This is a genomic window from Streptomyces sp. MAR4 CNX-425 (assembly GCF_048656465.1).
Taxonomy (GTDB): Bacteria; Actinomycetota; Actinomycetes; order Streptomycetales; family Streptomycetaceae; genus Streptomyces.
Map to the genome: position 1 here is coordinate 14,336 of NZ_JBMDLF010000009.1, position 25,918 is coordinate 40,253.

At 72.4% G+C, this 25,918-nt stretch carries 26 protein-coding genes; 19 read left to right on the forward strand and 7 right to left on the reverse strand.

Annotated elements, in window-relative coordinates; all coding sequences use genetic code 11:
• Nucleotide 1: 1 nt before the first annotated feature.
• From ACHZ99_RS23700 to ACHZ99_RS23760, 13 genes are all read left to right on the forward strand, one after another.
• Nucleotides 2-649, forward strand: a complete 648-nt coding sequence (locus tag ACHZ99_RS23700) for an L-threonylcarbamoyladenylate synthase (RefSeq protein ID WP_420306743.1) — start codon at nt 2-4, stop codon at nt 647-649.
• Nucleotides 646-1,284 (forward strand): protein-tyrosine-phosphatase, encoded by a 639-nt coding sequence (locus tag ACHZ99_RS23705; protein ID WP_420306744.1) that lies wholly within the window; start codon nt 646-648, stop codon nt 1,282-1,284. The genes ACHZ99_RS23700 and ACHZ99_RS23705 overlap by 4 nt, the downstream gene beginning before the upstream one ends.
• A 201-nt stretch (nt 1,285-1,485) precedes the next feature.
• On the forward strand, nt 1,486-2,856 hold the full coding sequence (locus tag ACHZ99_RS23710) for an MraY family glycosyltransferase (protein WP_420306745.1): 1,371 nt from the start codon (nt 1,486-1,488) through the stop codon (nt 2,854-2,856).
• A gap of 257 nt (nt 2,857-3,113) precedes the next feature.
• A complete protein-coding gene (locus ACHZ99_RS23715) occupies nt 3,114-3,563 on the forward strand; it encodes a hypothetical protein (protein WP_420306746.1) in 450 nt (149 codons plus the stop codon).
• A gap of 304 nt (nt 3,564-3,867) precedes the next feature.
• A complete protein-coding gene (gene atpB / locus ACHZ99_RS23720) occupies nt 3,868-4,578 on the forward strand; it encodes a F0F1 ATP synthase subunit A (RefSeq protein WP_420306996.1) in 711 nt (236 codons plus the stop codon).
• An 82-nt stretch (nt 4,579-4,660) separates the two neighbouring features.
• Nucleotides 4,661-4,891: an ATP synthase F0 subunit C gene (atpE, locus tag ACHZ99_RS23725; RefSeq protein ID WP_281621958.1), complete on the forward strand. Its 231-nt coding sequence runs from the start codon at nt 4,661-4,663 to the stop codon at nt 4,889-4,891.
• A 29-nt stretch (nt 4,892-4,920) separates the two neighbouring features.
• The gene (locus tag ACHZ99_RS23730) at nt 4,921-5,487 is read left to right on the forward strand and encodes a F0F1 ATP synthase subunit B (RefSeq protein ID WP_420306747.1); all 567 of its coding nucleotides are present in this window, start codon (nt 4,921-4,923) and stop codon (nt 5,485-5,487) included.
• The gene (locus ACHZ99_RS23735) at nt 5,484-6,299 is read left to right on the forward strand and encodes a F0F1 ATP synthase subunit delta (protein ID WP_420306748.1); all 816 of its coding nucleotides are present in this window, start codon (nt 5,484-5,486) and stop codon (nt 6,297-6,299) included. The genes ACHZ99_RS23730 and ACHZ99_RS23735 overlap by 4 nt, the downstream gene beginning before the upstream one ends.
• Before the next feature lie 103 nt (nt 6,300-6,402).
• Nucleotides 6,403-7,974, forward strand: a complete 1,572-nt coding sequence (atpA, locus tag ACHZ99_RS23740) for a F0F1 ATP synthase subunit alpha (protein WP_420306749.1) — start codon at nt 6,403-6,405, stop codon at nt 7,972-7,974.
• 2 nt (nt 7,975-7,976) lie between these two features.
• A complete protein-coding gene (locus ACHZ99_RS23745; protein ID WP_420306750.1) occupies nt 7,977-8,918 on the forward strand; it encodes a F0F1 ATP synthase subunit gamma in 942 nt (313 codons plus the stop codon).
• Between the two features lie 2 nt (nt 8,919-8,920).
• A complete protein-coding gene (gene atpD, locus ACHZ99_RS23750; RefSeq protein ID WP_420306751.1) occupies nt 8,921-10,372 on the forward strand; it encodes a F0F1 ATP synthase subunit beta in 1,452 nt (483 codons plus the stop codon).
• A 109-nt stretch (nt 10,373-10,481) separates the two neighbouring features.
• Nucleotides 10,482-10,865 (forward strand): F0F1 ATP synthase subunit epsilon, encoded by a 384-nt coding sequence (locus ACHZ99_RS23755; protein WP_420306752.1) that lies wholly within the window; start codon nt 10,482-10,484, stop codon nt 10,863-10,865.
• A 36-nt stretch (nt 10,866-10,901) separates the two neighbouring features.
• Nucleotides 10,902-11,342, forward strand: coding sequence for a DUF2550 domain-containing protein (locus tag ACHZ99_RS23760; protein WP_420306753.1), 441 nt, complete (start codon nt 10,902-10,904; stop codon nt 11,340-11,342).
• Nucleotides 11,343-11,552: 210 nt separating this feature from the next.
• Here ACHZ99_RS23760 and ACHZ99_RS23765 read toward each other — a convergent pair whose 3' ends face one another.
• Nucleotides 11,553-13,346, reverse strand: coding sequence for a glycosyl hydrolase family 18 protein (locus tag ACHZ99_RS23765; RefSeq protein ID WP_420306997.1), 1,794 nt, complete (start codon nt 13,344-13,346; stop codon nt 11,553-11,555).
• A 360-nt stretch (nt 13,347-13,706) separates the two neighbouring features.
• Here ACHZ99_RS23765 and ACHZ99_RS23770 point away from each other — a divergent pair, with 360 nt between their 5' ends.
• A complete protein-coding gene (locus ACHZ99_RS23770; RefSeq protein ID WP_420306755.1) occupies nt 13,707-14,870 on the forward strand; it encodes an RNA-guided endonuclease InsQ/TnpB family protein in 1,164 nt (387 codons plus the stop codon).
• A 167-nt stretch (nt 14,871-15,037) separates the two neighbouring features.
• On the opposite strand, the gene ACHZ99_RS23775 is transcribed toward ACHZ99_RS23770, so the two are convergent.
• Nucleotides 15,038-15,364, reverse strand: coding sequence for an ATP/GTP-binding protein (locus ACHZ99_RS23775; protein WP_420306756.1), 327 nt, complete (start codon nt 15,362-15,364; stop codon nt 15,038-15,040).
• Between the two features lie 199 nt (nt 15,365-15,563).
• Here ACHZ99_RS23775 and ACHZ99_RS23780 point away from each other — a divergent pair, with 199 nt between their 5' ends.
• Nucleotides 15,564-16,595: an LLM class flavin-dependent oxidoreductase gene (locus tag ACHZ99_RS23780; protein WP_420306757.1), complete on the forward strand. Its 1,032-nt coding sequence runs from the start codon at nt 15,564-15,566 to the stop codon at nt 16,593-16,595.
• 61 nt (nt 16,596-16,656) lie between these two features.
• Here the strand turns inward: ACHZ99_RS23780 and ACHZ99_RS23785 are convergent, their stop codons facing one another.
• Nucleotides 16,657-17,049, reverse strand: coding sequence for an SCO5389 family protein (locus tag ACHZ99_RS23785; RefSeq protein WP_420306758.1), 393 nt, complete (start codon nt 17,047-17,049; stop codon nt 16,657-16,659).
• 219 nt (nt 17,050-17,268) lie between these two features.
• On the opposite strand from ACHZ99_RS23785, the gene nucS reads away from it, so the two are divergent.
• Complete coding sequence (nucS, locus tag ACHZ99_RS23790) at nt 17,269-17,940, forward strand: endonuclease NucS (protein WP_420306759.1); 672 nt, start codon at nt 17,269-17,271, stop codon at nt 17,938-17,940.
• Between the two features lie 139 nt (nt 17,941-18,079).
• On the opposite strand, the gene ACHZ99_RS23795 is transcribed toward nucS, so the two are convergent.
• The 3 genes from ACHZ99_RS23795 to ACHZ99_RS23805 all read right to left on the reverse strand — a co-directional run bounded on the left by ACHZ99_RS23795 (nt 18,080) and on the right by ACHZ99_RS23805 (nt 22,355).
• Nucleotides 18,080-20,857, reverse strand: a complete 2,778-nt coding sequence (locus tag ACHZ99_RS23795) for an ATP-binding protein (protein WP_420306760.1) — start codon at nt 20,855-20,857, stop codon at nt 18,080-18,082.
• A gap of 111 nt (nt 20,858-20,968) precedes the next feature.
• On the reverse strand, nt 20,969-21,292 hold the full coding sequence (locus ACHZ99_RS23800; protein WP_420306998.1) for an STAS domain-containing protein: 324 nt from the start codon (nt 21,290-21,292) through the stop codon (nt 20,969-20,971).
• Nucleotides 21,293-21,500: 208 nt separating this feature from the next.
• The gene (locus tag ACHZ99_RS23805) at nt 21,501-22,355 is read right to left on the reverse strand and encodes a 3-hydroxyacyl-CoA dehydrogenase family protein (protein ID WP_420306761.1); all 855 of its coding nucleotides are present in this window, start codon (nt 22,353-22,355) and stop codon (nt 21,501-21,503) included.
• A gap of 233 nt (nt 22,356-22,588) precedes the next feature.
• Here ACHZ99_RS23805 and ACHZ99_RS23810 point away from each other — a divergent pair, with 233 nt between their 5' ends.
• Nucleotides 22,589-23,161, forward strand: a complete 573-nt coding sequence (locus ACHZ99_RS23810; protein ID WP_420306762.1) for a cob(I)yrinic acid a,c-diamide adenosyltransferase — start codon at nt 22,589-22,591, stop codon at nt 23,159-23,161.
• Here ACHZ99_RS23810 and ACHZ99_RS23815 read toward each other — a convergent pair.
• The gene (locus tag ACHZ99_RS23815) at nt 23,078-23,746 is read right to left on the reverse strand and encodes a hypothetical protein (protein ID WP_420306763.1); all 669 of its coding nucleotides are present in this window, start codon (nt 23,744-23,746) and stop codon (nt 23,078-23,080) included. The genes ACHZ99_RS23810 and ACHZ99_RS23815 overlap by 84 nt on opposite strands.
• 166 nt (nt 23,747-23,912) lie before the next feature.
• On the opposite strand from ACHZ99_RS23815, the gene ACHZ99_RS23820 reads away from it, so the two are divergent.
• Together ACHZ99_RS23820 and ACHZ99_RS23825 are read left to right on the forward strand one after the other, a co-directional pair.
• Nucleotides 23,913-25,211, forward strand: a complete 1,299-nt coding sequence (locus ACHZ99_RS23820; RefSeq protein ID WP_420306764.1) for a sensor histidine kinase — start codon at nt 23,913-23,915, stop codon at nt 25,209-25,211.
• A complete protein-coding gene (locus tag ACHZ99_RS23825; protein ID WP_420306765.1) occupies nt 25,204-25,863 on the forward strand; it encodes a response regulator in 660 nt (219 codons plus the stop codon). Before ACHZ99_RS23820 ends, ACHZ99_RS23825 begins: the two co-directional genes overlap by 8 nt.
• Nucleotides 25,864-25,918 lie beyond the last annotated feature (55 nt).

The following is a 25,918-nucleotide window of genomic DNA, read 5'->3' on the forward strand; positions in this document are numbered from 1 at the left end:
CATGGCACGGCGCTACGACTGCAGCGATGCGGCCGATCGCAGGACCGGGCTGCGCGAGGCCGCGTCCGCCGTCCGCCGCGGCGAGCTGGTCGTCCTGCCCACCGACACCGTCTACGGCATCGGCGCCGACGCCTTCGCCGACGAGGCGGTGGCGGCGCTGCTGGACGCCAAGGGCCGCGGCCGCAACATGCCCACGCCGGTGCTGATCGGCTCGCCGAACACGCTGCACGGCCTGGTCAAGGACCTCAGCGAGGAGGCGTGGGAGCTGATCGACGCCTTCTGGCCGGGCGCGCTGACCGTCGTCGCCACCCACCAGCCGTCGCTGACCTGGGACCTGGGCGAGACCCGCGGCACGGTGGCGGTGCGCATGCCGCTGCACCCGGTGGCGCTCGAACTGCTCAAGGAGGTCGGCCCGATGGCCGTCTCCAGCGCCAACCTCACCGGCCACCCCGCCCCGCAGGAGTGCGACGCCGCGCAGGAGATGCTGGGCGAGTCCGTCTCGGTCTACCTCGACGGCGGCCCGACGCCCGCCGCGGTGCCGTCCTCGATCGTCGACATCACCGGCCGCACGCCGGTGCTGCTGCGCGAGGGCGCGGTGACCGCGGAGCAGCTGCGCGAGGTCGCGGGCGGGCTTGAGGTCGCCAGTTGACCGCGCCCGAAGGGCGCACGGGGGATATACAGGGATTCCGGATCCTCCACGTCAGCACCGGCAACGTCTGCCGCTCGCCGATCACCGAGCGGCTGACGCGGCATGCCCTCGACGTCCGCCTCGGCCCCCGGCCGGCGGCGGGCATCGCCGTGGAGAGCGCGGGCACCTGGGGCCACGAGGGCGCGCCGATGGAGGCGCACGCCGCGACGGTGCTGCGCGAGTCGGGGGCGGACCCGGACGGGTTCGCGGCCCGCGAGCTGCGCGACGAGCACGTGATCCGGGCGGATCTGGTGCTGACCGCGACCCGGGACCACCGGGCGCAGGTGATCTCCATGGGGCACTCCGCCGGGCTGCGCACGTTCACGCTCAAGGAGTTCGCCCGGCTGGTACGGGCCATAGACGCCGCGACGCTGCCGCCCGCCCGCGAGGGGCCGGTGGCGCGGGCGCACGCGCTGGTGCGGGCCGCGGCGGCGCTGCGCGGCTGGCTGCTGGCCCCCAGCCCGGCCGCGGACGAGGTGTACGACCCGTACGGGGCGCCGGTGCCGTACTTCCGGCGTATCGGCGACGAGATCGGGCAGGCGCTCGATCCGGTGGTGACGGCGCTCACGGGCGTGCCGGCGGCCACGGCCGGATAGCGGCCTGCCAGCGGCCGCACCGCGCCGGGCGCGCCGGCGGGGTCCGGCCGGATAATGGCCGGATGCAACCGCTCGGACGCCTCGCGGGTCTCCTTCTGTACGGGCCCGGGCGGGCCTTCACACCCGTACCGGAGAACGCCGGGCCCGCGGGCGGGCTAATGTGTGTGGCTGAACGGAACAGCGAAACCTCTGGGGCAGCTTGTGCGTGAATACCTGCTGACGCTGTGCATCGCAGCCGCTGTCACGTATCTGCTGACCGGCCCGGTGCGGAAGTTCGCGATCGCGGCCGGCGCGATGCCGGAAATCCGGGACCGTGACGTGCACAGCGAGCCGACGCCGAGACTGGGCGGCATCGCCATGTTCGGCGGGATGTGCGCCGCGCTGCTCGTCGCGTCGCAGTTGCAGGCCTTCGAGCGGGTCTTCGAGCTCAACGAGCCGAAGGCGCTGCTGTCCGGGGCCGCGCTGATCTGGCTGATCGGCGTGCTGGACGACAAGTGGGGCGTGGACGCCCTGCTCAAGCTGGGCGCGCAGATGATCGCCGCGGGCGTCATGGTGCTCCAGGGCCTGACGATCCTGTGGATCCCGGTCCCGGGCGTGGGCACGGTGGTGCTGACGCCGATGCAGGGCACGCTGCTGACCGTCGCGCTCGTCGTGATCTCGATCAACGCCGTGAACTTCGTGGACGGCCTCGACGGGCTGGCCGCCGGCATGGTGGGCATCGCCTCGGCGGCGTTCTTCATGTACGCGTACCGGATCTGGTTCGGCTACGGCATCGAGGCCGCCGCCCCCGCCGCGCTGTTCTCCGCCGTGCTGCTGGGCATGTGCGTCGGCTTCCTGCCGCACAACGTGCACCCCGCGCGGATCTTCATGGGCGACTCCGGCTCGATGCTGCTGGGCCTGGTGCTGGCCGCCGGGGCGATCTCCATCACCGGCCAGGTGGACCCGGACTCGCTGAAGGTCTTCGCCGGCAGCGAGAAGCAGGCGGTGCGCTCGACGGTGCCGGTGTTCATCCCGCTGGTGCTGCCGCTGACGATCCTGGCCATCCCGATGCTGGACCTGGTGCTGGCCGTCGTACGGCGCACCTGGCGCGGCCAGTCGCCGTTCGCGGCCGACCGCGGGCATCTGCACCACCGGCTGCTGGAGATGGGCCACTCGCACATGCGGGCCGTGCTCCTCATGTACTTCTGGTCGGCGCTGGTCGCGTTCGGGATGGTGGCCTTCTCGGTGCAGGCCGACAACGTGTGGGTGGTGCTGGTGGCGGTGGGCCTGAGCGCCGCCGGGCTGGTGCTGTTGCTGCTGCCGCGGTTCGCCCCGAAGACGCCGTCGTGGGCCGACAGGCTGGTGCCGCCGCGCTACCGGCGCCCGCGGCCCGGCGGCGGTTCCGGCGGCGGGCGGGGCGGCGGCCCCGGCGCGGGTACGGACCCGCCGGGCGGCCCGGCGCCGGCCGGCGGGACCGCCGCGAACGGGACGGGCGGGGCAAAGGGTTCACAGGAGCACGAGCTGGTGCCCGCCGGGATCAGCGGCTCCACCGCCGTGGGGGAGCGGTCCCGGTGGCGGCGCGCGGGACATTGACCCCTTAGCAGGCATATCTCCTGGTGAGCGGGATAACGCGGCCGAGATGGCCCCCTTCGTGTGACGGGCGGCACACTTCCCGAGTAAAGCTCGGGTCAAGATGCTTGTGATACCGTTCACGAGAACCCGGTGCAGAGCCGAAGGACCGTAGTGCGACGGTTCTCTGGCGCGATGCCCCGTCAAGCGGTGCACTCGCTCCGGGGACGTGCTCGTCACCGTCGACCAGTTGCTCCCGACTCCCGCCGGAGACTCCTCATATGCAGGTCAACGACGCCCGGATCCTCCGTGGCGCCGCGATCCCGACCGCCCTCGCCGGCGTCGTCGCGAGTGTCGTCAGTTCACTCGTGGCCGGCGTGAAGGGCGGTGTGGGAGCCGCCGCAGCCACCGTGGTGGTCCTCGCCTTCTTCGGTCTCGGTCTCTTCGCACTGCAGCACTTCTCCCGCAAGCACCCCGAACTGTTCATGGGAATCGCGCTGCTGACCTACACCACCCAGATCCTGCTGCTCGCGGTCGTGATGGGGCTGTTCAAGGACACGACGCTCTTCAGCACCCGGGCCTTCGGGCTCACCGTGCTCGCCGCGGCGCTGGTGTTCACCGCCGCCATGGGACGTACCCACTTCCGGCTGAAGATGCCGTACGTGGAGCCGGAGCGAGCCGCCGGAGCGGGTGAACAGCGCTCCGGCAGTACCACCGAGGCCGGGCGATGAGGGGCGCCGCCCGAGCGGTGATCCGCTACTGCTATCGTCCCCGTGCCGCGCCGGTGCGCGCGTGCGCCGTGGGCCGCAGGGCCGCACCGCACCCCGCCGGCCGGATCCCGTCCTGTCACGTACCGCTCTCCAGCGGTGCACAACGCCGACACATTGAGGTTGCCGTAGCCATGCGTCACACCGAAGGAGCTCGCCGGTGAGTGCTGCTGATACGACGCTCGCTTTCGACGCGAGTTGCAAGATCTTCGTTGACGGCGGTTGCGGCTTCCAGTCCCCCGGCCTGCACTCGTTCGTCTTCAAGCCGATGTTCGAGATCGGCGGCTTCGAGTTCAACAAGCCGATCCTGCTGGCGCTGATCACGACCGCGCTGCTGTGCCTCTTCTTCTGGAAGGCGTTCGCCACCCCGAAGGTCGTCCCGGGCAAGCTGCAGATGGTCGCCGAGTCCGGCTACGACTTCGTGCGCCGCGGCATCGTCTACGAGACCATCGGCAAGAAGGAGGGCGAGAAGTGGGTGCCGCTGCTGGTCTCCCTCTTCTTCTTCGTCTGGCTGATGAACCTCTGGTCGATCATCCCGCTCGCCCAGTTCCCGGTGACCTCGATCATCGCCTTCCCGGCGGCGCTGGCGATCCTGGTCTGGGTGACCTGGATGACCCTGACCTTCAAGCGGCACGGCTTCGTCGGCGGGTTCAAGAACCTCACCGGCTACGACAAGTCGCTCGGTGCGGTGCTGCCGCTGGTCATGCTGATCGAGTTCTTCTCGAACGTGCTCGTGCGGCCGTTCACGCACGCGGTCCGGCTCTTCGCCAACATGTTCGCCGGCCACCTGCTGCTGGTGATGTTCACGATCGCCACCTGGTTCTTCATGAACGACCTGGGCTTTGCGTTCGCGCCGTTCGCCTTCGGCCTGGTCATCGTGATGATCGTCTTCGAGCTGTTCATCCAGGCCGTGCAGGCGTACGTGTTCGTCGTGCTGACGGCCAGCTACATCTCCGGTGCCCTCGAAGAGGCGCACTGAGACCCCCGTACCACCCGCACACCCCCCCATTCGTCCGGTGGCCAACCCCCACCGGTTCGGCAGAAGAGAAGGAAGAAAGCACATGGCTGCGATGGAGACCCTGGCCGCGATCGAAGGCAGCGTCGACTCGATCGGTTACGGCCTCGCCGCGATCGGCCCCGGTGTCGGCATCGGTTACATCTTCGGTAACGGCGTGCAGGCCATGGCCCGCCAGCCCGAGGCCGTCGGCCTGATCCGGCAGAACATGATTCTGGGCTTCGCCTTCTGTGAGGCGCTCGCCCTCATCGGCATCGTCATGCCGTTCGTGTACTGATCAGCCTCTTTCCGACGAAAGGCACCGATGTGAATCTCCTGCAGATCGCGGCGGAGGAGGAGCAGAACCCGCTCGTCCCGCCGATGCCGGAACTCGTCATCGGCCTGATCGCCTTCCTGATCGTCTTCGCGCTGCTGGCCAAGAAGCTCCTGCCGCGCATCAACGAGGTGCTCGAGGAGCGGCGCGCGGCCATCGAGGGCGGCATGGAGAAGGCCGAGGCCGCCCAGATCGAGGCGGAGCAGACGCTGGACCAGTACAAGGCCCAGCTCGCCGAGGCCCGGCACGAGGCCAACCGGCTGCGCGAGGAGGCTCGCGAGCAGGGTGCGGCCCTCATCGCCGAGATGCGGGCCGAGGGCCAGCGGCAGCGTGAGGAGATCATCGCCGCCGGTCACGCCCAGGTCGAGGCCGACAAGAAGGCCGCCTCGCTGGCGCTGCGCCAGGACGTCGGCACGCTCGCCACCGACCTGGCCGGCCGGCTGGTCGGCGAGTCCCTGGAGGACCACGCCCGGCAGAGCCGGGTCGTCGACCGGTTCCTGGACGAGCTGGAGGCCCAGGCCGCCGGCCAGTCCGGGACGAAGGCCGAGGCCGGGGCATGAACGGGGCGAGCCGCGAGGCGCTGGCCGCCGCCCGGGAACAGCTCGACGCGCTGACCGACAGCACCTCGGTCGACGCGGCCGCGCTGGCCGGGGAGCTGGCCGCCGTGACCGCGCTGCTGGACCGCGAGGTGACGCTGCGGCGGGCGCTGACCGACCCGGCGCAGCCCGGCGAGGCCAAGGCCGAGCTGGTCGGCCGGGTCCTCGGCGGGCAGCTCGGCGGCCAGGCCGCCGACCTGGTCGCCGGGATGGTACGGGCCCGCTGGTCGCGCGCGCGTGACCTGGTCGACGTGCTCGAAGAGCTCGCCGACACCGCGGACCTCACCGCCGCGCAGCGCGCGGGGCAGCTGGACGACGTCGAGGACGAGCTGTTCCGGTTCGGCCGGATCGTCTCCGCCGACAAGCAGCTGCGCGGTGCGCTCACCGACCGGGTGGGCACCGGCGCCGCCAAGGCCGAGCTGCTGCACTCGCTGCTGGGCGGCCGGGCGAACCCGGTCACCGAGCGGCTGGTCGTCCGGCTCGTGGAGCGGCCGCGGGGCCGTAGCCTGGAAGGGGGCCTGGAGGCCCTGTCCAAGCTCGCCGCGGAGCGCCGGGACCGGATGGTCGCCGTCGTGTCCACCGCAGTGCCGCTCAGCGACGGGCAGAAGGAGCGCCTGGGCGCCGCGCTGTCCCGGCTGTACGGCCGGGACATGCACCTGAACCTGGACGTGGACCCCGGGGTCCTCGGCGGGATCTCGGTGCGGGTGGGCGACGAGGTCATCAACGGCTCCGTCGCCGACCGCCTCGACGAGGTGAAGCGCGGCATGGCGGGCTGACGGTCACCGGCCGTCACACACCAACTCCAGAGCATCACAGCGGCCCGAGTTGGGCCGTGGACGCAAGAACTTACGGGCCCAACAAGGAGAGCAGGGAACCCAGATGGCGGAGCTCACGATCCGGCCGGAGGAGATCCGGGACGCGCTGGAGAGCTATGTCCAGTCGTACCAGCCGGACGCGGCCTCGCGCGAAGAGGTCGGCACGGTATCGCAGGCCATGGACGGTATCGCCAAGATCGAGGGGCTGCCCTCGGCGATGGCGAACGAGCTGCTGAAGTTCGAGGACGGCACCCTCGGCCTCGCCCTCAACCTGGAGGAGCGGGAGATCGGTGCGGTCGTCCTCGGCGAGTTCAGGGGCATCGAGGAGGGGCAGTCGGTCACCCGTACCGGCGAGGTCCTCTCCGTGCCGGTCGGCGACGGTTACCTGGGCCGGGTCATCGACCCCCTGGGCAACGCGGTGGACGGCCTCGGTGAGATCGCCACCGAGGGGCGCCGTGCGCTGGAGCTGCAGGCCCCCACGGTCATGCAGCGCAAGTCGGTGCACGAGCCGATGGAGACCGGCTACAAGGCCGTCGACGCGATGACCCCCATCGGCCGCGGCCAGCGCCAGCTGATCATCGGTGACCGGCAGACCGGCAAGACCGCCCTCGGCATCGACACGATCATCAACCAGCGCGACAACTGGCGCTCCGGCGACCCGAGCAAGCAGGTCCGCTGCATCTACGTGGCGATCGGCCAGAAGGGCTCCACCATCGCCAGCGTGCGCGGCGCGCTGGAGGAGGCCGGCGCCCTGGAGTACACCACGATCGTGGCGGCCCCGGCGTCCGACCCGGCGGGCTTCAAGTACCTGGCCCCCTACACCGGCTCGGCCATCGGCCAGCACTGGATGTACCAGGGCAAGCACGTCCTGATCATCTTCGACGACCTGTCCAAGCAGGCCGAGGCGTACCGCGCCGTGTCGCTGCTGCTGCGCCGCCCGCCGGGCCGCGAGGCGTACCCCGGCGACGTCTTCTACCTGCACTCCCGGCTGCTGGAGCGCTGCGCCAAGCTCTCCGACGAGATGGGCGCCGGCTCGATGACGGGCCTGCCGGTCATCGAGACCAAGGCCAACGACGTGTCGGCGTACATCCCGACCAACGTGATCTCCATCACCGACGGCCAGTGCTTCCTGGAGTCCGACCTGTTCAACTCGGGCCAGCGCCCGGCGCTGAACGTCGGCATCTCCGTCTCCCGCGTCGGCGGCGCCGCCCAGCACCGGGCGATCCGGCAGGTCTCCGGCCGGCTGAAGCTCGACCTGGCGCAGTTCCGCGAGCTGGAGGCGTTCGCCGCCTTCGGCTCCGACCTGGACGCCGCCTCCAAGGCGGCCCTGGAGCGGGGCCAGCGGATGATGGAGCTGATGAAGCAGGCGCAGTACGCGCCCTTCCCCACCGAGGACCAGGTCGTCTCCGTGTGGTCCGGCACCAACGGCATCCTGGACGACGTGCCCGTTGCGGACGTCAAGCGTTTCGAGCGCGAGCTGCTGGACCACCTGCACCGCGAGCAGAAGGACCTGCTCACGGGCATCCGCGAGGGCGGCAAGATGGGCGACGAGACCATCGAGGCGCTGCGCGAGGCGGTCGAGTCCTTCAAGCGGCAGTTCGAGACCTCGGACGGCAAGCTGCTGGGCGAGGGCTGACCATGGGCGCCCAGATGCGGGTCTACAAGAGGCGGATCCGTAGCGTCTCTGCGACCAAGAAGATCACCCGGGCGATGGAGATGATCGCCGCCTCGCGCGTCGTCAAGGCGCAGCGCCAGGTGGCGGCCTCCACCCCCTACGCGACCGAGCTGACCAGCGCGGTCACGGCGGTGGCGGCGGGCTCCGGGACCAAGCACCCGCTGACCACCGAGGTGGAGCGCCCCGTCCGGGCCGCGGTGCTGATGATCACCAGCGACCGCGGGCTGGCCGGCGGCTACAACTCCAACGCCATCAAGCAGACCGAGGCGCTGACCAACCGGCTGACCGGCGAGGGCCGGCAGGTCGACCACTACGTCGTCGGCCGCAAGGGCGTGTCCTACTTCGGCTTCCGCGGGCGGCCGGTGGCCGAGTCGTGGACCGGGTTCACGGACAACCCGACGTACGCCGACGCGAAGAAGGTGGCCGCGCCCCTCATCGACGCGCTGAACAAGGCGACCTCGGAGGGCGGCGTGGACGAGATCCACATCGTCTACACCGAGTTCCACTCGATGATGACGCAGACCGCGGTGGACAAGCGCCTGCTGCCGATCGTGTTCGAGAGGACCGCCGAGGAGTCGATGGAGGTCTTCGAGGAGGCGCGGAAGAAGGAGCAGGAGTACCAGGCGCTGTACGACTTCGAGCCGTCCGCGGACGGCGTGCTCGACGCGCTGCTCCCGCGGTACGTCGAGAGCCGGATCTACAACGCTCTGCTGCAGTCGGCCGCCTCCAAGCACGCCGCCACCCGGCGCGCGATGAAGTCGGCGACCGACAACGCCGAGGAGCTCATCAAGTCGCTCACACGGCTTGCCAACCAGGCCCGCCAGGCCGAAATCACCCAGGAAATCAGCGAGATCGTCGGTGGTGCGAACGCCCTGGCCGACGCCTCTGCGGGGAGTGACCGATAACCATGACCACTGCCACGACTGCCCCCGCGACCGGCACGGCGACCGGCCGCGTCGCGCGGGTCATCGGCCCGGTCGTCGACGTGGAGTTCCCCGTCGACGCGATGCCCGACATCTACAACGCGCTGACCGTCGAGGTCGCCGACCCCGCCAACGCGGGCGAGACCAAGGTGCTGACCCTGGAGGTCGCCCAGCACCTCGGCGAGGGTCTGGTCCGCGCCATCTCCATGCAGCCCACCGACGGCCTGGTCCGCCAGGCCCCGGTGACCGACACCGGCGAGGGCCTGACGGTCCCCGTCGGCGACGTCACCAAGGGCCGGGTGTTCAACACCCTGGGTGAGATCCTCAACGACGAGGTCGACGAGTCGGAGATCACCGAGCGCTGGGCGATCCACCGCAAGGCCCCGGCCTTCGACCAGCTCGAAGCCAAGACCGAGATGTTCGAGACCGGTCTGAAGGTCGTCGACCTGCTCACCCCGTACGTCAAGGGCGGCAAGATCGGCCTCTTCGGCGGCGCGGGCGTCGGCAAGACCGTGCTCATCCAAGAGATGATCATGCGTGTCGCCAAGCTGCACGAGGGCGTCTCCGTCTTCGCCGGCGTCGGCGAGCGCACCCGTGAGGGCAACGACCTGATCGAGGAGATGGCCGAGTCCGGCGTGCTCCCGCAGACCGCCCTGGTCTTCGGGCAGATGGACGAGCCGCCGGGCACCCGGCTGCGCGTCGCCCTGGCCGGCCTCACGATGGCGGAGTACTTCCGCGACGTGCAGAAGCAGGACGTGCTGTTCTTCATCGACAACATCTTCCGCTTCACCCAGGCCGGCTCGGAGGTCTCCACCCTGCTGGGCCGCATGCCCTCCGCGGTGGGCTACCAGCCGAACCTGGCCGACGAGATGGGTCTGCTCCAGGAGCGCATCACCTCCACCCGCGGTCACTCCATCACCTCGATGCAGGCGATCTACGTGCCCGCGGACGACTACACCGACCCGGCCCCGGCGACCACCTTCGCCCACCTGGACGCGACGACGGAGCTGTCCCGTCCGATCTCCGAGAAGGGCATCTACCCCGCGGTGGACCCGCTGGCCTCCACCTCCCGGGTGCTGGACCCGCGCTACATCGCGCAGGAGCACTACGAGTGCGCCACCCGGGTCAAGGCGATCCTGCAGAAGTACAAGGACCTCCAGGACATCATCGCCATTCTGGGTATGGACGAGCTGTCCGAGGAGGACAAGCTCACCGTCTCCCGGGCGCGCCGGATCGAGCGCTTCCTGTCGCAGAACACCCACGCGGCGAAGCAGTTCACCGGCCTCGACGGATCGGACGTGCCGCTGGACGAGTCGATCGCCGCGTTCAACGCGATCGCCGACGGCGAGTACGACCACTTCCCCGAGCAGGCGTTCTTCATGTGCGGTGGCCTGGAGGACCTGAAGGCCAAGGCCAAGGAGCTGGGCGTCTCCTGACGGGCGCGCCCAGGGTTTCCATTGGCTCCGAGCCAATCGGGGGCGGGGTTCGCCCCGCCCCGGCCCGCAAACCAGTTATTCTCTGCTAAACCCCAGTTGAGGAGCCACAGTGGCCGAGCTGCACGTCGAGTTGGTCGCCGCGGACCGTAGCGTCTGGTCCGGCGAGGCCACGCGAGTCATCGCGCGCACCCCGTCCGGCGACATCGGCATCATGCCCGGACACCAGCCGCTGCTCACCGTCCTCGTCTCCGGCCCGGTGACGATCCGCACCGCGGGCGGCAACGGCGACGGCACGGTCGTGGCGGCCGTGCACGGCGGCTTCATCTCCTTCGCGGACAACAAGCTCTCGCTGCTCGCCGAGATCGCCGAGCTCTCCGACGAGATCGACGTGGAGCGCGCGGAGCGCGCCCTGGAGCGGGCCAAGTCGGACACGGACGCGGAGGCGGAACGACGCGCGGAAGTACGGCTCCTGGCCGTGGCGGGCGTTCGCTGAGGCCACGCGAGAGGAGCGGCGAGGAGGTCTGTGGAGATGTTCCTCGCTTTGCTGCTGGCCGGGGCGGCGGTCGCGCTGCTGCTGCTCGGCCTCTTCCTCTTCGGACTGCGCCGCCGGCTCATCCAGCGGGCCGGCGGCACCTTCGACTGCAGCCTGCGCTGGGGCCCGAAGGCGGCCCGGCCCGGCAAGGGCTGGGCGTACGGCGTCGCCCGCTACAGCGGTGACGTCATCGAGTGGTTCCGCGTCTTCTCGTACGCGCCGAGGCCGCGCCGCGTGCTGCGGCGGGACGCCATCGAGGTGCTGGAGCGCCGGGCCCCCGCGGGCGAGGAGGAGCTGGCGCTGCTCTCCGACGCCGTCGTGCTGGCCTGCCGGCACGACGAGGACCGGATCGAGCTGGCGATGAGCGAGGACGCGCTCACCGGCTTTCTCGCCTGGCTGGAGGCGGCCCCGCCCGGCCAGCGCGTCAACGTGGCGTAGCGCGCGGAGGTCACTCGCTCGTGGGACGGGCGAAAGGGCCTGAACCCGGGAGGCGAGCGCACGTTGTCCGCCGTGGCGGTGGGGCGGTGGGTGCGCGTTGTCGTGCGTATCGGGTGCGTGCCGGTGTGGACGGGAAAGGGCCTGAACCCGGGGCGGGGAGGCGAGCGCACGCCGGATACCCCGGGCTCAGGCCCGTCTGAGGGTCGGGCTCTAGCCGAGACCGTTGTGGACCGCGGTCATCAGCTCGCCGTTCGCGGTGTCACCGCTCATCTCCCAGATGAACGCGCCGCCGAGGTTCTGGTTCTTGGCGTACGTCATCTTCCCGGCGATGGTCTGCGGGGTGTCGTAGCTCCACCACTGCTGGCCGCAGTGCGCGTACGCGGTGCCCGCGACGGTGCCGGAGACCGGGCACCTGTTCTTCAGCTCCTTGTAGTCGTCGATGCCCTGCTCGTACTTGCCGGGCGCCGGCCCGGTGGCGCTGCCGCCGGGTTCGGTCTGGGTCACGCCGGTCCAGCCGCGGCCGTAGAAGCCGATGCCGAGCAGCAGCTTCTCCGACGGGATGCCCATGCCCTTGAGCTTCTGGATCGCCGAGTCGGAGTTGAACTCCGGGATCGGGATGCCGGCGTACGACGTCAGCGGGGAGTGCGGGGCGGTGGGGCCCTGCGCGTCCCAGGCGCCGAAGAAGTCGTACGTCATGACGTTGTACCAGTCGACGTACTGCGCCGCGCCGGCGTAGTCGGCCTTGTCGATCTTGCCGCCGCCGGAGGCGTCGGCCGTGATGGCGGCGGTGAGCAGCTTGTCGGGGCCGAACTCGGCACGGAACGCCTGCATCATCTCGCGCATCACCGCGGGACCGCTGGTGTCGCAGGACAGGCCGCAGGCGTTGGGGTACTCCCAGTCGAGGTCGATGCCGTCGAACAGGCCCTGCCAGCGAGGGTCGTACACCAGGTCGTAGCAGGACTTGGCGAACGCGGCCGGGTTCTGCATGGCCTGGCCGAAGCCGCCGGACCAGGTCCAGCCGCCGAAGGACCAGAGGATCTTCAGGTGCGGGTGCTTCTTCTTCAGCTTGAGCAGCTGGTTGAAGTTGCCGCGCAGCGGCTGGTCCCAGGTGTCGCCGACGCCGTCGACGCTCTGGCCGGCGGTGTAGTTCTTGTCGATGGCCGCGAAGGAGTCACCCATGGTGCAGCGGCCGTTCTGGACGTTGCCGAAGGCGTAGTTGATGTGGGTGAGCTTCGCGGCCGCGCCGGAGGTGTCGAGGTTCTTCGCGTGGTAGTTGCGCTGGTAGACGCCCCACTCGGTGAAGTACCCCATCTTGATCTTGTCGCCCGGGCCGGGGCCGGGGCCGCCGCCCGTGGTGGTCACGGTCCGGGAGCCGCTCGCCGGGCCGACCTGGTCGGCGGTGTCGCGGGCGCGCACGCTGTAGGTGTACGTCGACCCGGCGTTCAGGCCGGTGTCGGTGTACGTCGTGTCGGTGACCGTGGCGACCTTGGAGCTGCCGCGGTACACGTCGTAGTTCTTGATCCCCTTGTCGTCGGTGGCCGCCGTCCAGCTCAGCGCGACGGAGGTGTCGGTGATGGTCCCGGCGCTGGGCGTGCCGGGAGCGGAGGGCGGGTTGTCGCCGGGGACGCCGCCGCCGTCGCAGGGGTCGCCGTTCAGGGTGCAGTTGGTGACGGTGCCGCCGCCGCTGCCGGAGCCGTTGAAGCCGAAGCTGACGCTGGCGCCGGGGGCCAGGCTGCCGTTGTACGACTTGTTCTTGGCGGTCCAGGTGGTGCCGGAGTTGGTGACGTCCGCGTCCCAGGCGGAGGTGACGGTGGTGCCCGCGGGGAAGTCCCAGGAAATGGTCCAGGACGAGATCGGGGCGGTGCCGGTGTTCTTCACCGTCCACTTGCCGCCGAAGCCGGTGCCCCAGTCCCCGGTTTGCTGGTAGGTCGCGGTGGCGCCGGCCGCCTGGGCGGGGCTGGCGAGCCCGACCATGGCGGCGAGCGGAATCGCCACCGCGGCCAGGATGGCCGTGGCTCGTCTCAGCAGACGACTGCCGGTGGGGGATCTCAAGGTGTGTCTCCCTTGTCGAGTGCCGTTCCGGTGGTGCGGGCGGCGCGTTCGCGCGTACGGCCGGCCCGTCGTACACGAGCTGGTTGTTCATGCCATGACACTCACACGCCAGGGAGGCTATTGGTATGTACCAATGCGGTCAATAGGTCTGGACCAAATGGAAGAAGCCCGGGTCGGTGGTTGCCACCGGCGGCGACCAGCGCGGTAGGCGGCTTCCCTGGGGCGCCGGTGCCCAGCGCGGTACTCCCCTCGTTGTTCTTGCGTCTGCACTCAAACTTGATCCCCTCGATCCGCCCTACTAGGTTCATCTGTGTGAAAATCGTTGCGCAGGTGAAGTTGCTGCCCGCGTCCGCGCATGATGCGGACACGCTCGCGGCAACTCTGCGCGCCTGCAACCGGGCCGCGAACTGGGTGTCCGAGGTGGCTCACGCCCAGGACTTGAAAAGGCGCAACGAGTTGCAGAAAGCGGTGTACTACGACACCAAGGACACCTTCGATCTGGCCGCGCAGCCCGCGGTGAGGGTGATCAAGAAGGTGGTGGATGCCTACGCCACGCGCCAGGCGAATCTGAAGGCCGGGAACTACGGCCGAGAGGACTCGAAGCGCCGAGCGAGGGTGGAGTCCCGTCCGGTTCGGTTTCGTGAGGATGCCGCGCAGCCGTACGACGACCGCATCCTGACCTGGAACCTCAATGCCCGTACCGTGTCGATCTGGACGGTGGCCGGGCGGCTCAAGGGCATCCCGTTCGTGTGCTCCGAGCAGGCCGGGGAACTCCTTACCGCGCGTAGGGGGGAGTCGGATCTGGTGATGCGGGACGGCATGTTCTTCCTGATCGCCACCGTCGAGGTCCCTGAACCACAGGCGTACGAGCCGGCCGGCTGGCTCGGAGTGGACCTCGGCATCGTCAACATCGCCACCACCAGCGATGGCCGGACCATGTCCGGACGCCGGGTCAACCGCTACCGCAAGCGGCAACGCGACCTGCGGCAGAAGTTGCAGGCGAAACGCACCAAGAGCGCAAAGCGCGCCCTCAAGCGCATCCGGCGCCGGGAGTCCCGCTACACCACCCAGCGCAACCACATCATCGCCAAGAAGCTCGTGACCACCGCTGAACGCACCTCACGGGGTATCGGACTGGAAGACCTGTCCGGCATCCGGCAGAGGGTTACGGCCAAGAAAGACCAGCGGTCGGCACTGCACTCGTGGGCCTTCGCCCAACTCGGCGCGTTCGTCGAGTACAAGGCCCGTCGAGTGGGTGTGCCCGTGGTCCGCGTGGACCCGCGCAACACCTCCCGCCAGTGCTCCGAGTGCTGGCACACCCACCGGACCAACCGGGTATCCCAGGCACGGTTCGCCTGCCGGTCCTGCGGGATCGTGCTGCACGCGGACCACAACGGCTCCCGCAACATCGCCCACCGGGCCGATGCCGCGTGGCAGCGGGGCGTAGTCAACCGCCCCAGAACCAGCACACGCTGATTCCGGACGCAGGGGACCACGCGGCAGCCAGCCACGCTCCACCTGCAATCCCATTCCTCCCGGCCGAGCCGGCAAACCCGGCCGTCAGGGGTGAGAAGTTGACGTGGTAGTTGCGGTCTTGGGGGCCGGTGATGGTCGTCGCGGCGGCCGCAGGGGTGGTGCGGCGCTCAGTAGCGCGGGGCGTTCCGCGAGCGCTGCGGCCGGGTGCCGCGCCGGTCGCGGGCGTTCCAGCAGGCGGTGTGCCAGTGCCGGCGCAGGTCCGCGCCGCCGTGCTCCGGCCACGCCACCACGTGCGGCGTGCCGGGGCGGATCTCCTGGTCGCAGCCCGGGCAGCGGTAGCTCTTGTCGGCCCCGGACCCGGAGACCCGGCGGACGAGGAAGTCCTCGCCCCCGTACGCCGCCGCGGCGGGCGTGCCGATACGGCCGGCGAGGTCGTCGTCCGCGGGCGGGCGGGCGGCGCCGCGGGAGCGCGGCTTGTTCCGTCGGGGAGACACGGCGGCACCTCGGGAAGATCGTCGTGACGGCTTCCCTACCAGGGTAAGGGGCGCGAAGTCCAGCCCCGGGCACAAAGAATGACGATTCACCCGCCCATCGCCAACAATGAAGACGGCTTCGGGGCGGAGCCGCGTCGCCGCAGGTGGCGGCCGTTTCGTACCCCGCACACCACCGCACCATCGGTACCCAGGGGGCAGGATGCACGTCGGCTCGTTTGTGCTCGCCGCCCGCTTCCCCGGCCAGGGACAGGGCGAAGCCCTGCACCGCGCCGTGCGGACGGGCGTGGCGGCGGAGGAGGCGGGGCTCGACTCCGTCTGGCTCGCCGAGCACCACTTCATCCCGTACGGCACCTGCCCCTCGGCGGTCACCCTCGCCGCGCTGCTCCTCGGCCGCACCAGCCGCGTCCGCGTCGGCACCGCCGTCAGCGTGCTGCCGAACCAGCACCCCGTCGCCCTCGGCGAGCAGGCCGCGCTGCTGCACCACGCCGCGCAGGGCCGCTTCGTCCTCGGCGTCGGGCGCGGCGGGCCGTGGGTGGACCTGGAGGTCTTCGGCACCGGACTCGCGGCGTACGAGACGGAGTTCCCCGAGGCGCTGGACCTGCTGCTGCGCTGGCTGCGCGAGCCGCGGGTGGGGGCCGCCGGCGAGCGCTACGCGTTCCGCGAGGTCGACGTCGTGCCGCGGCCGGCCGAGGCCCTCCACGGCGGCGGCGAGGTGCCGGTGCTGGTCGCCTGCACCTCGCCCGGCACCGTGCGGCTCGCCGCCCGGCGCGGGCTGCCGATGCTGCTCGGGATGCACTGCGGCGACGAGGAGAAGGCGGACATGGTCGGGCTGTGGCGGCGCACCGCACGGGCGGCCGGGATGAGCCCGGAGGACGTCGACGCGGCGCCGCACGTCTCGGCCGGCGTGGCCCAGGTCGACGACACGCCGGAGGGCGCGGCGGAGGTGCTGCGCCGGTCGCTGCCCGGGGCGTTCCGCAGCGGCCTGGGGGCGATGGAGACGGTGGACGGCAGACGGCGTCCGATGCGCGATCCGGAGGCGTACACGGACGAGTTGTGCGCGCTGCACCCGGTGGGCCCGCCGCGGCTGTGCGCCGACCGGCTGGCGGCGACCGCGGAACGTACCGGGATCACGCGCTTCGCGCTGCTCGTCGAGGGCTCGGGGGACCTGTGCGCCACCGAGCGGAACGTCAAGAGAATCGGTTCGGAGGTGCTGCCGCTCCTCGCTCGCTGACCGGAGGGGCCGGGGCGAGCGGACGGCGTGGGGAGCGGCAGCGCGGGGGACCCGGGGCCCGTCAGCAGTCGCGCAGCTCCGGTGACTGGTTGAGCAGCTGTGCTCTCACCGAAGTGAAGCGGGCCAGCCGCTCCGCTGCCGAGGCTTCCGGGGGGAAGACCGCCACGCGATGACAGTTCTGGAAAGCGAGCCGGACGCCGAAGTGGCGTTCCAGCGACCCCCGTATCGCGTCGCTGGCCAGCGCGCGCAGAAGCTGGCCGCGGGCGTGCTCGTCGGGGGGCGGGACCTGGTTGTCGGCGAAGTCTCCGCCGTCCACCTTCAGTTGTGCCACCAGGGAACTGATCATGTCCCAGGCATAGGGAAGTGAGGTCCGGACGCAGTCGACAAACTCCCTTTCGTCGACCTCGCCCCGCTCGGCTTGATCGAGCAGAGCAGGTGGGACGTCCAGCGACATGGATTCTCCTCTCGCAGCCCCGCGGGGTTCCGGGCGGGGCCTGACCGGACAGGGACGGACGATCACCACTCTCGGTGCCCATGTGGCAACCGCCCGCTTCCACCGTAGGGCGGAGGATGCGGCTCCACCACAAGAACGCGTACACAACTGGCCATTGCGGAAAGGTGCATCAGGGGTCAGATCGCAGGGCGCGGCCGGAGTCGAGTAGCGTGGTGCGCCATGCGCCTCGTCATCGCCCGCTGCTCTGTCGACTACGCCGGGCGGCTCACCGCCCACCTCGCCTCCGCACCCCGGCTGATCCTGGTCAAAGCCGACGGCAGCGTCTCCGTGCACGCCGACGACCGTGCGTACAAACCCCTCAACTGGATGTCACCGCCCTGCACCCTGAAAGAGGGCGAACAGGACGGCGTCGCGGTGTGGACGGTCGAGAACAAGGCAGGCGAAAAACTGATCATCACGATCGAGGAAACGCTGCACGACTCGTCGCACGAGCTGGGCGTCGACCCCGGTCTGGTCAAGGACGGCGTCGAGGCCCACCTGCAGGAACTGCTCGCCGACCGGATGGAGACGCTGGGGGAGGGGTGGACCCTGATCCGGCGCGAGTACCCCACCGCGATCGGCCCGGTGGACATCCTCGGCCGGGACGAGAAGGGGACGACCGTCGCCGTGGAGATCAAGCGGCGCGGCGAGATCGACGGGGTGGAGCAGCTGACCCGCTATCTGGACCTGCTCAACCGCGACCCGCTGCTGGCGCCGGTGCGCGGGGTGTTCGCGGCGCAGGAGATCAAGCCGCAGGCGCGGGTGCTGGCGGCGGACCGGGGCATCGAGTGCGCGGTCCTGGACTACGACGCGCTGCGCGGGACGGACGACGGCAAGCTGAAGCTGTTCTGACGCCGGTGGCGTAGTCCGCGTACGCCAACGGCCCCCGCGCCGCTCAGGCGCCGGGCGGGGGGCCGTCCGGGTACCCGCTGCCGCGGCGGGGGCCGGTGGCCGTACGCCACGTCCGCGGTACGGGCCGGGGCGGGCGGCGTCAGCCGCCGACCGCGCCGCCGCCGGCGGTGCCGGAGGGGGCCGACTCGGTGCCGGTCGTGGTGCCCTGCACCTGGCCGCCGTTGTCGGTGCCGCCGTCCGCGGTGCCCCCGTTGTCGGTCCCGCCGTCGCTGGTGCCGCCGTCGTCGGTCCCGCCGTCCGTCGTGCCGCCGTCGTCGGTCCCGCCGTCGGTGGTGCCCCCGTCGTCGGTGCCGCCGTCGGTCGTGCCGCCGTCGCCTGTGGTGGACCCGCCGTCGGTCGTCGTGCCGCCGTCGGTGGTGCCCCCGTTGTCGGTCCCGCCGTCGCTGTTGCCGCCGCCGTTCGACCCGCCGCCCGTCGTGCCGTCGTCCGACGACGAACCGCCGCTGGTGGGCGTGCCCGGCGAGCTGCTCGGCGAGGTCTGCGGCGGCGCGCTGCTCGTCTCGTCGCCGGGGTCGGTCCACGGCGCCGAGGGCTCCGGGGCCGACGACTCCGGCGACGGCGACGCCGACTTCGACGACGGGCTGCGGGACGTCGGCTCCTCGGTGGGCAGGGTGTCCTCGTCGTCCGCGGCGGCGGAACGTTCCACCTCGCCCCGGTCGGCGGGCGGGTCGTCGCCGCCGGCCATGCCCAGGGTGACGACCGTGCCGAGCACCGCGACCAGCAGCGCCCCGGCGCCCGCCGCGATCAGGTTGCGCTTCGACGCCGACGCCGCCTCGGCGCCCGGCCCGCGGACCGCGGGCGTCACGGCGGTGTCCCCGCCGTCCGGCCCCTTCGCGCCCTTAGCGCCCTGCGCGCCCTGCCCGGCCGGGGAGATGAGCACCGTGGGCGGCTCCGCGCCCTCGCCCGGCTCGTCGAACGCCGCCACCGCCTCCGCCACGCCCGCCGCGCCCCCGGCGCCGGCCGGCAGCGCCGGCAGCTCCGTCGTCAACGCCTCGCTCGCGCCGCCGTGGGTGACCAGCGCGAGCGCGCGCCGGCTGGCGATCTCGCCGCCGCGGTCGGAGATCGCGCCGCGCAGCGCCAGCGCCGCCTCCAGCTCCGCCCGGGCCCGGCCGGTGTTGCCGGTGCACAGCGCCAGGACGCCCAGCTCGTGATGGAAGTACGCCTCCGCCGCCACCTCGCCGACGCGCCGGGCCGCCTCCTGCCCGTACCGCAGCGCCCGCTCCCAGGCGCTCCAGTGCAGCGCCGCGGCGAACGCCGGCGCGGCCGCGCGGGCGAGCAGCACCGCGGTGCTGGCGGTGGCGCCTTCCGGGTCGTTGACCAGGACGCCGAGCGCGGCGAGGACGGCGTCCGCGTCGGCCGCGACCGTCTCCGGGGTCACCGAGCGGTGCGCGGACCACCAGGCGTAGTGCTGCGCGGCGGTGAGCACGGCGCCCTGGCCGCCCTCGGCCGGCTGGTCGTAGCCGGCGGCGACCAGCTGCGCCGAGACGCCGGCCGCCAGCCGGTAGCGGGCGGGGCCGCCGGAGACCAGCCCGCAGCCGGCGAGTTCGGCGAGCGCGGTGTCGGCGAGGGCCTCGCCGGCGAGCGCGGGGAGCTGCGCGTGGTGCGGGAAGACGCCGCCGAGCGCCACGGCGAAGCGCAGCGCGGTACGGGCCGCCTCGCTGAGCCGGGACGCGAGCAGCGCGGCCGGCGCGGCGCTCTCGGCCAGCGGCGGCAGCGGCTCGCCGCTGCCCGGCCCGGCGAGCCGCAGCACCGCGCCCGCCTGCACGAACCGCAGCGGCAGCCCTTCGGACTCGAACCACAGGTCGGCCGCCCAGGTGCGCTCCTCGTCGCCGAGCGGCAGCCGCGCGGCGCGCTCCAGCAGCTGCATGCAGGCGGCCCGGCCGAGGCCCGGCAGGGCGACCTCTTCGAGGTACGAGGCCGCCGTGGCCGCGGGCACGTCGGGGGTGACGGCGAGCAGGTACGCGCACTCGGGGGTGGCGTCCAGCAGCTCTTCGAGCGCGGTGCCGCCGAACTCGACGTCGTCGAGCACGACGACCGCGCCGATCTGCGGCAGCAGCTCGGCGAGCTGCTCGCGGTCCGGCCGCCGCCCGGTCAGCTCGAAGACCGCGGCGCACAGCTCGTACCGCAGGTCGGTGGGGGTGCGGTTGCGGCCGCTCAGCCGGATGACGCCGTCCGGCGCCAGCTCGGCGCAGTCGGCGGCGACCGCCTCCAGCAGCACGGTGCGGCCGGAGCCGGACGGGCCGGTGAGGCGCACGGAACGGCCCCGGGAGAGCAGCCGCACCAGCCGCTCGCGGATCTCGTCGCGCTCCAGCAGCGGCAGCCGCGGTGCCGCGGGCCCGGGCGGCGGCGACGGCGGCCGGCGGTGCTCGGCGCGCGCGGCGGCCGTCATCCGGCGCGGCGGGCCGGGGCGCTCCGCGGGCGGGCACAGCTCGGCGTGGGTGCCGTCGACGGGGTTGACGGTCAGCCGGTACTCGCCGACGACGACCCGGGCCGTACGCGCCGGGCCCTGCGGCCCGCCGGGGCCGGCGCCGGGGGTGCCGGGGTCGGCGGCGCGGCGCCCGGCGCCCTTGCCGCCGGCGGGGGCGGACTCGCCGGCGTAGGGGCGTACGGGCTCCTCGCCGGGGAAGGCGCCGCCGGTCTCCTCCGGGGGCGCCTCCGCGGGCGGCCCGGGCTCCGGGTACTCGCTCTCGGGGTACTCGCTCGCGGGGCGCCCGGGCTCCGGGTACGCGGCCCCCGGCGCGTCCGGGTCGGGGTGCGTGCCCGCCGGTTCTCCGGGGTACGGACCGGGCGGGGAGTCCGGGGGCTGAGGTATGCCCTCGGGTGTGTCGTCCTGTCCATGGCCCGTGTTCGGGTCCATCGCGAAGCCTTCCTGCCCGCCGTCCTACGCCGTGCCGCTCCCCGGCCCGGAAACCCTACGACCTCCGCCGGGCGGTCTGTCGAGGCGGGACGCCCCGACGACGCCGTCTCTTCACTGAATCGTGAGGATGCGGTGGAGTTTGGTGGCCACCAGCAGTCGCTGCATCTGCGGCGGCACCCCGCGCAGCACGAGCCGGCGATCGGCCCGGCCCGCCCTGCGATGTGCCCCCATGATGACACCCAGGCCGGTCGCGTCCCAGGAGTCCAGGTCGGTGAGGTCGAGAACGAGGTCGCCGCGGCCCTCGTCGACGGCCCGGTGCAGCGCGACCCGGGCGTCCGCCGCGCTGCGCACGTCGAGACGGCCGCCGACGGTCAGCTCGGCGTGGTCCCCTTTGATGTACGCGGGCGCTCCCGTGCCGCCGGCGGCCCCCGGCACCGGCCCGGCCGTCCTGCGCGCGGGGCCCGCGCGGTGGCGGGCGTGGTGGAAGGGCGGGGCGCTCTCGCGGCCCTCCGCCTCAAACATGTGCGCTCCCCGTCTGCGGGTTCTCTCTGCTCTTGATCTGACTGTCCGGGGCGGTACCGGGTTGCCGTCGGTGCGGGTATCCGCAGGGATTTCACCCCTGCGGGGGACGGCGCGGCCGGGGTCAGTGCTCGTAGAAGCCGCGGCCGCTCTTGCGGCCGAAGTCGCCGGCGTCGACCATCCGGCGCATCAGCTCCGGCGGCGCGAACTTCTCGTCCTGGGTCTCGGTGTAGATGTTCTCGGCGGCGTGCTGCAGGATGTCGACGCCGGTCAGGTCGGCGGTGGCCAGCGGCCCCATGGCGTGCCCGAAGCCGAGCCGGCAGGCGACGTCGATGTCCTCGGCGGTGGCCACGCCCGACTCGTACAGCCGGGTGGCCTCGACGACCAGCGCGGCGATCAGCCGGGTGGTCACGAAGCCGGCCACGTCGCGGTTGACGACGATGCAGGTCTTGCCGGTGGACTCGGCGAAGGCCCGGGCGCGGGCGAGGGTGTCGTCGTCGGTCTTCAGGCCCCGTACCAGCTCGCAGAGCTGCATCAGGGGGACCGGCGAGAAGAAGTGCGTGCCGACGACCCGCTCGGGGCGGCCGGTCACCGCGGCGATCTTGGTGATGGGGATCGCGGAGGTGTTGGAGGCGAGCACGGCGTCGTCGCGCACGAGGCCGTCGAGGGTGCGGAAGATGTCCTGCTTGACGTCGAGCCGCTCGAAGACCGCCTCGACGACGATGTCCGCGTCGGCGGCGGCGTCGAGGTCGGTGGTGGTGGTGATGCGGGCGAGCGCCTGTTCGGCGGCGGCCGCGTCCATCCTGCCCTTGGCGACGAACTTCTCGTACGAGCCCCTGATCCCGTCCGTGCCGCGGGTCAGCGCCTCGTCGGTGAGGTCCCGCAGCACGACCTCCCAGCCGGCCTGGGCGGCGACCTGGGCGATACCGGACCCCATGAGTCCGGCTCCGACGACGGCGAGCTTTCCGGCGGATTCCACGGTGGTTCCCTCGCTATAGGCTCGTTCACGTGCTCTTCAGCGGACCTTAGTGCCCCCGGCCTGTTCGCGGAGCGCGAAGAGATGCGCGTCACGTCTCAGATGACGGACATCACACGTCCGGGGCGCACTCGGCGGGCCCGGGCGCGTAGTTGAGCACCTTTTGGCCCAACAGGTCCGCCGGGCCGCCCGGAAGCGCCCGCGCGGCGCCCGGGGCGCGGGCCTACGCTGTCCGTATGGTCAACCTGACGCGGATCTACACCCGCACCGGAGACAAGGGCACCACCGCCCTCGGCGACATGAGCCGGGTGGCCAAGACCGACCCGCGGATCTCCGCGTACGCCGACGCCAACGAGGCGAACGCCGCGATCGGGACCGCCCTCGCCCTCGGCGGGCTCTCCGAGGAGGTCGCCCGCGTCCTCACCCGGGTGCAGAACGACCTCTTCGACGTCGGCGCCGACCTGTCCACGCCCGTGCGGCCCGACCCGGAGTTCCCGCCGCTGCGCGTCGAACAGGAGTACGTCGACCGGCTGGAGGCCGACTGCGACCGCTTCCTCGCCGACCTGGAGAAGCTGCGCAGCTTCATCCTCCCCGGCGGCACCCCCGGCGCGGCCCTGCTGCACCAGGCGTGCACCGTGGTGCGCCGCGCCGAGCGGTCCACGTGGGCCGCCCTGGAGGCGCACGGCGAGACCATGAACCCGCTGACTGCCACGTACCTCAACCGGCTATCGGATCTGCTCTTCATCCTGGCCCGTACGGCCAACAAGGCGGTCGGCGACGTCCTTTGGGTGCCGGGCGGCGAACGCTGAGCCGGCCCGCCCGCCCCCGCCGCCCCGGCCGCCCGGCTCGTCGCGGTCCCCGGCCGGGCGCTGCTTGGGGAAGAGCGTGTAGCTCCCGGCGATGACGACGTTGATGCCGATGACGAAGAGCATCCGGACCTGCCACGCGCGCAGCGACTCCGTGTCCCCGTCGCCGCCGACGTACCACACCGCGCCCTGGAGCAGCGCGATCGCGATCCCGGCCGCCAGGATCCAGCGCGCCGCGGTCCGCCACTCGTGCAGCGCCCGCGCCCTCCCGTACCGGGGCGGCTTCACCGGCGGCGGCCCGCCCGCGAAGCGGTGCGCGAAGCGGGCGTCGACCCAGCGGATCGTGGCGGGGCCGAGCGCGATCGAGAAGCCGATGTAGACGGCGGCCAGGCCGTGCTTCCAGTCCGGCTCGGCGCCGTTCTTCAGGTCGATCGCCGTCACGACCAGCAGCACGACCTCCAGCAGCGGCTCGCACAGCAGCACCCCCGCGCCCAGCCGCGGCTTCCGCGCCAGATACCGCAGCGAGAGCCCCGCGGCGAGCAGCACCCAGAAGGCGACCTCGCAGACGACGATGAGCGTGACGATCACGGCAGGGCTCCCTTCTCCGGCCTCCCTTCCCAGGCTCCCGTGCGCGGCGCGCGGACACGTCGTCGTACGCGACGATCCCGCACTGCATCCTTCGATGTAGCGGCCGCCGCGGAAAGGGGCCCGGGGTACGGAGGCCGCGGGCGCCGCGGGCGTGTTTGATGGGGGAGTGACCAGCGCCCGCGTCCCGCTCCGGCCGCACCGCGACGACGTGCTCCTCGCGGTCGTCGGCCTGCTGTGCGGCGTGGCGCTGTGGGCGCTCGGGCTGCACACCCAGGGCGGGCGGCCGTTCCCCGACGCGCGGCTGACGCTGATCCCGCTCACGGTGATGGCCGGGGCCGAGCTGCTGCGCCGGACCCGGCCGCTGACCGCGCTGGGCTTCGCCACCGCCGCCCTCGTCGCCGATCAGTTCACCCGGGGCACGCTGGCCACGATCCTGATGTTCACGGACCTGGTCTACGCGGCCGTGCTCTACGGCACCGCGGCCGCCGCCCGCTGGGTCCCGCGGATCTCGGTGGCGCTCTCCGTGGCGACGGCCGTCCTCGTGCTCGCCCTCTCCCACGACCGGACCGCGATCCTCCTCGGCGTCGCCGTCGGCCTCCTCACGGTCGCCCCCGCCATCACCGGCGTCGCCGTACGCACCCACCGCCGGGCCGCCGACGCGGCCCGGCTCCAGGCCGAGCAGACGGCGCTGCTCGCGGAGCTGGACCGGCGCGAGGCCGTCGGAGCGGAGCGCGCCCGGATGGCGCGGGAGCTGCACGACATGGTCGCCAACCACCTCTCCGCCATCGCCATCCACGCCACCGCCGCGCAGTCGATGGACGACCGGACGGCGTCGCGGGAGGCGCTGGCCGTCATCCGCGAGAACAGCGTGCAGGGGCTCGCCGAGATGCGCCGGCTCATCGGCCTGCTGCGCGCCGCCGCCGACGCCGGCGAAGCCGGGGGCGCGGCGGCCGAGCCGGCGGTGGCGCCGACGTTGCAGGGGCTCGCGGCGCTGGTGGCGCAGGCCCGCGCCAACGGCGCCGCGAGCGGCCTCGACGTCGTCCTCGACGACGCGCGCGAGCCGGGCGCGCGGCTGCCGGCGCCGGTGGAGCTGGCCGCGTACCGCATCGTGCAGGAGTCGCTGACGAACGCGCTCAAGCACGCCGCGCCGGGCGGGGTACGGGTCCGGCTGGCCGGGCCCGAGCCGCTGACCGTGACGGTCACCAGCCCGCTCGGCGACGCGCGCGCGGACGGCGGCGGGCGGCCGGGCGGCGACGCCGTGCCGCGCGCCCCGGGGTCGGGCGCGGGGCTGATCGGGATGGAGGAGCGGGTGGCGCTGCTCGGCGGCTCGTTCACCGCCGGCCCGAAGGCGGGCGACGGCACCGCCGGGGAGCACGGCGGGGGCGGCGGCAAGCACTGGGCCGTACGGGCCGTCCTGCCCACCGACGAGAACACCACCGTGCCGCAACGGAGAACCCATGACTGACGCCGCCCCGCCCGTCCGGATCCTCGTCGCCGAGGACCAGCAGGCCGTCCGCGCCGGGCTCGTCCTCATCCTGCGCTCCGCGCCCGGCCTGGAGGTCGTCGGCGAGGCCGCGGACGGCGAGGAGGCCGTGCGGCTGGCCCGCGAACTGCGGCCCGACGTGGTGCTGATGGACGTCCAGATGCCCAAGCTGGACGGGGTGGCGGCGACCCGCGAGATCAGCGCGGAGCGGCTGGCGGACGTGCTGGTGCTGACGACGTTCGACCTCGACGCCTACGTCTTCGGCGCGCTGCGCGCCGGCGCCGCCGGCTTCCTGCTGAAGAACACCGAGGCGGACGCCCTGGTGACGGCCGTGCGCACGGTCGCGCGCGGCGAGGGGCTCATCGCCCCGGCGGTGACCCGGCGGCTGATCGCCGAGTTCGCGGGCCGGGGCCCGGCGCCCGACGCGCCCGACCCGGCGGTGCTCGACGCGCTCACGCGGCGCGAGCGGGAGGTGCTGGCCTGCCTGGGGCAGGGGATGTCCAACGCGGACGTCGCGGAGCGGCTGGACATGGCGGAGGCGACGGTGAAGACGCACGTCAGCCGGCTGCTGGCCAAGCTGGGGCTGCGCAGCCGGGTGCAGGCGGCGGTGCTGGCGCAGGAGCTGGGCGTCTGAGCCGGCGGCCGGGGGGCGGAACGTACGGCCGTACGCCCCCGCCCCCGGCCGCCGT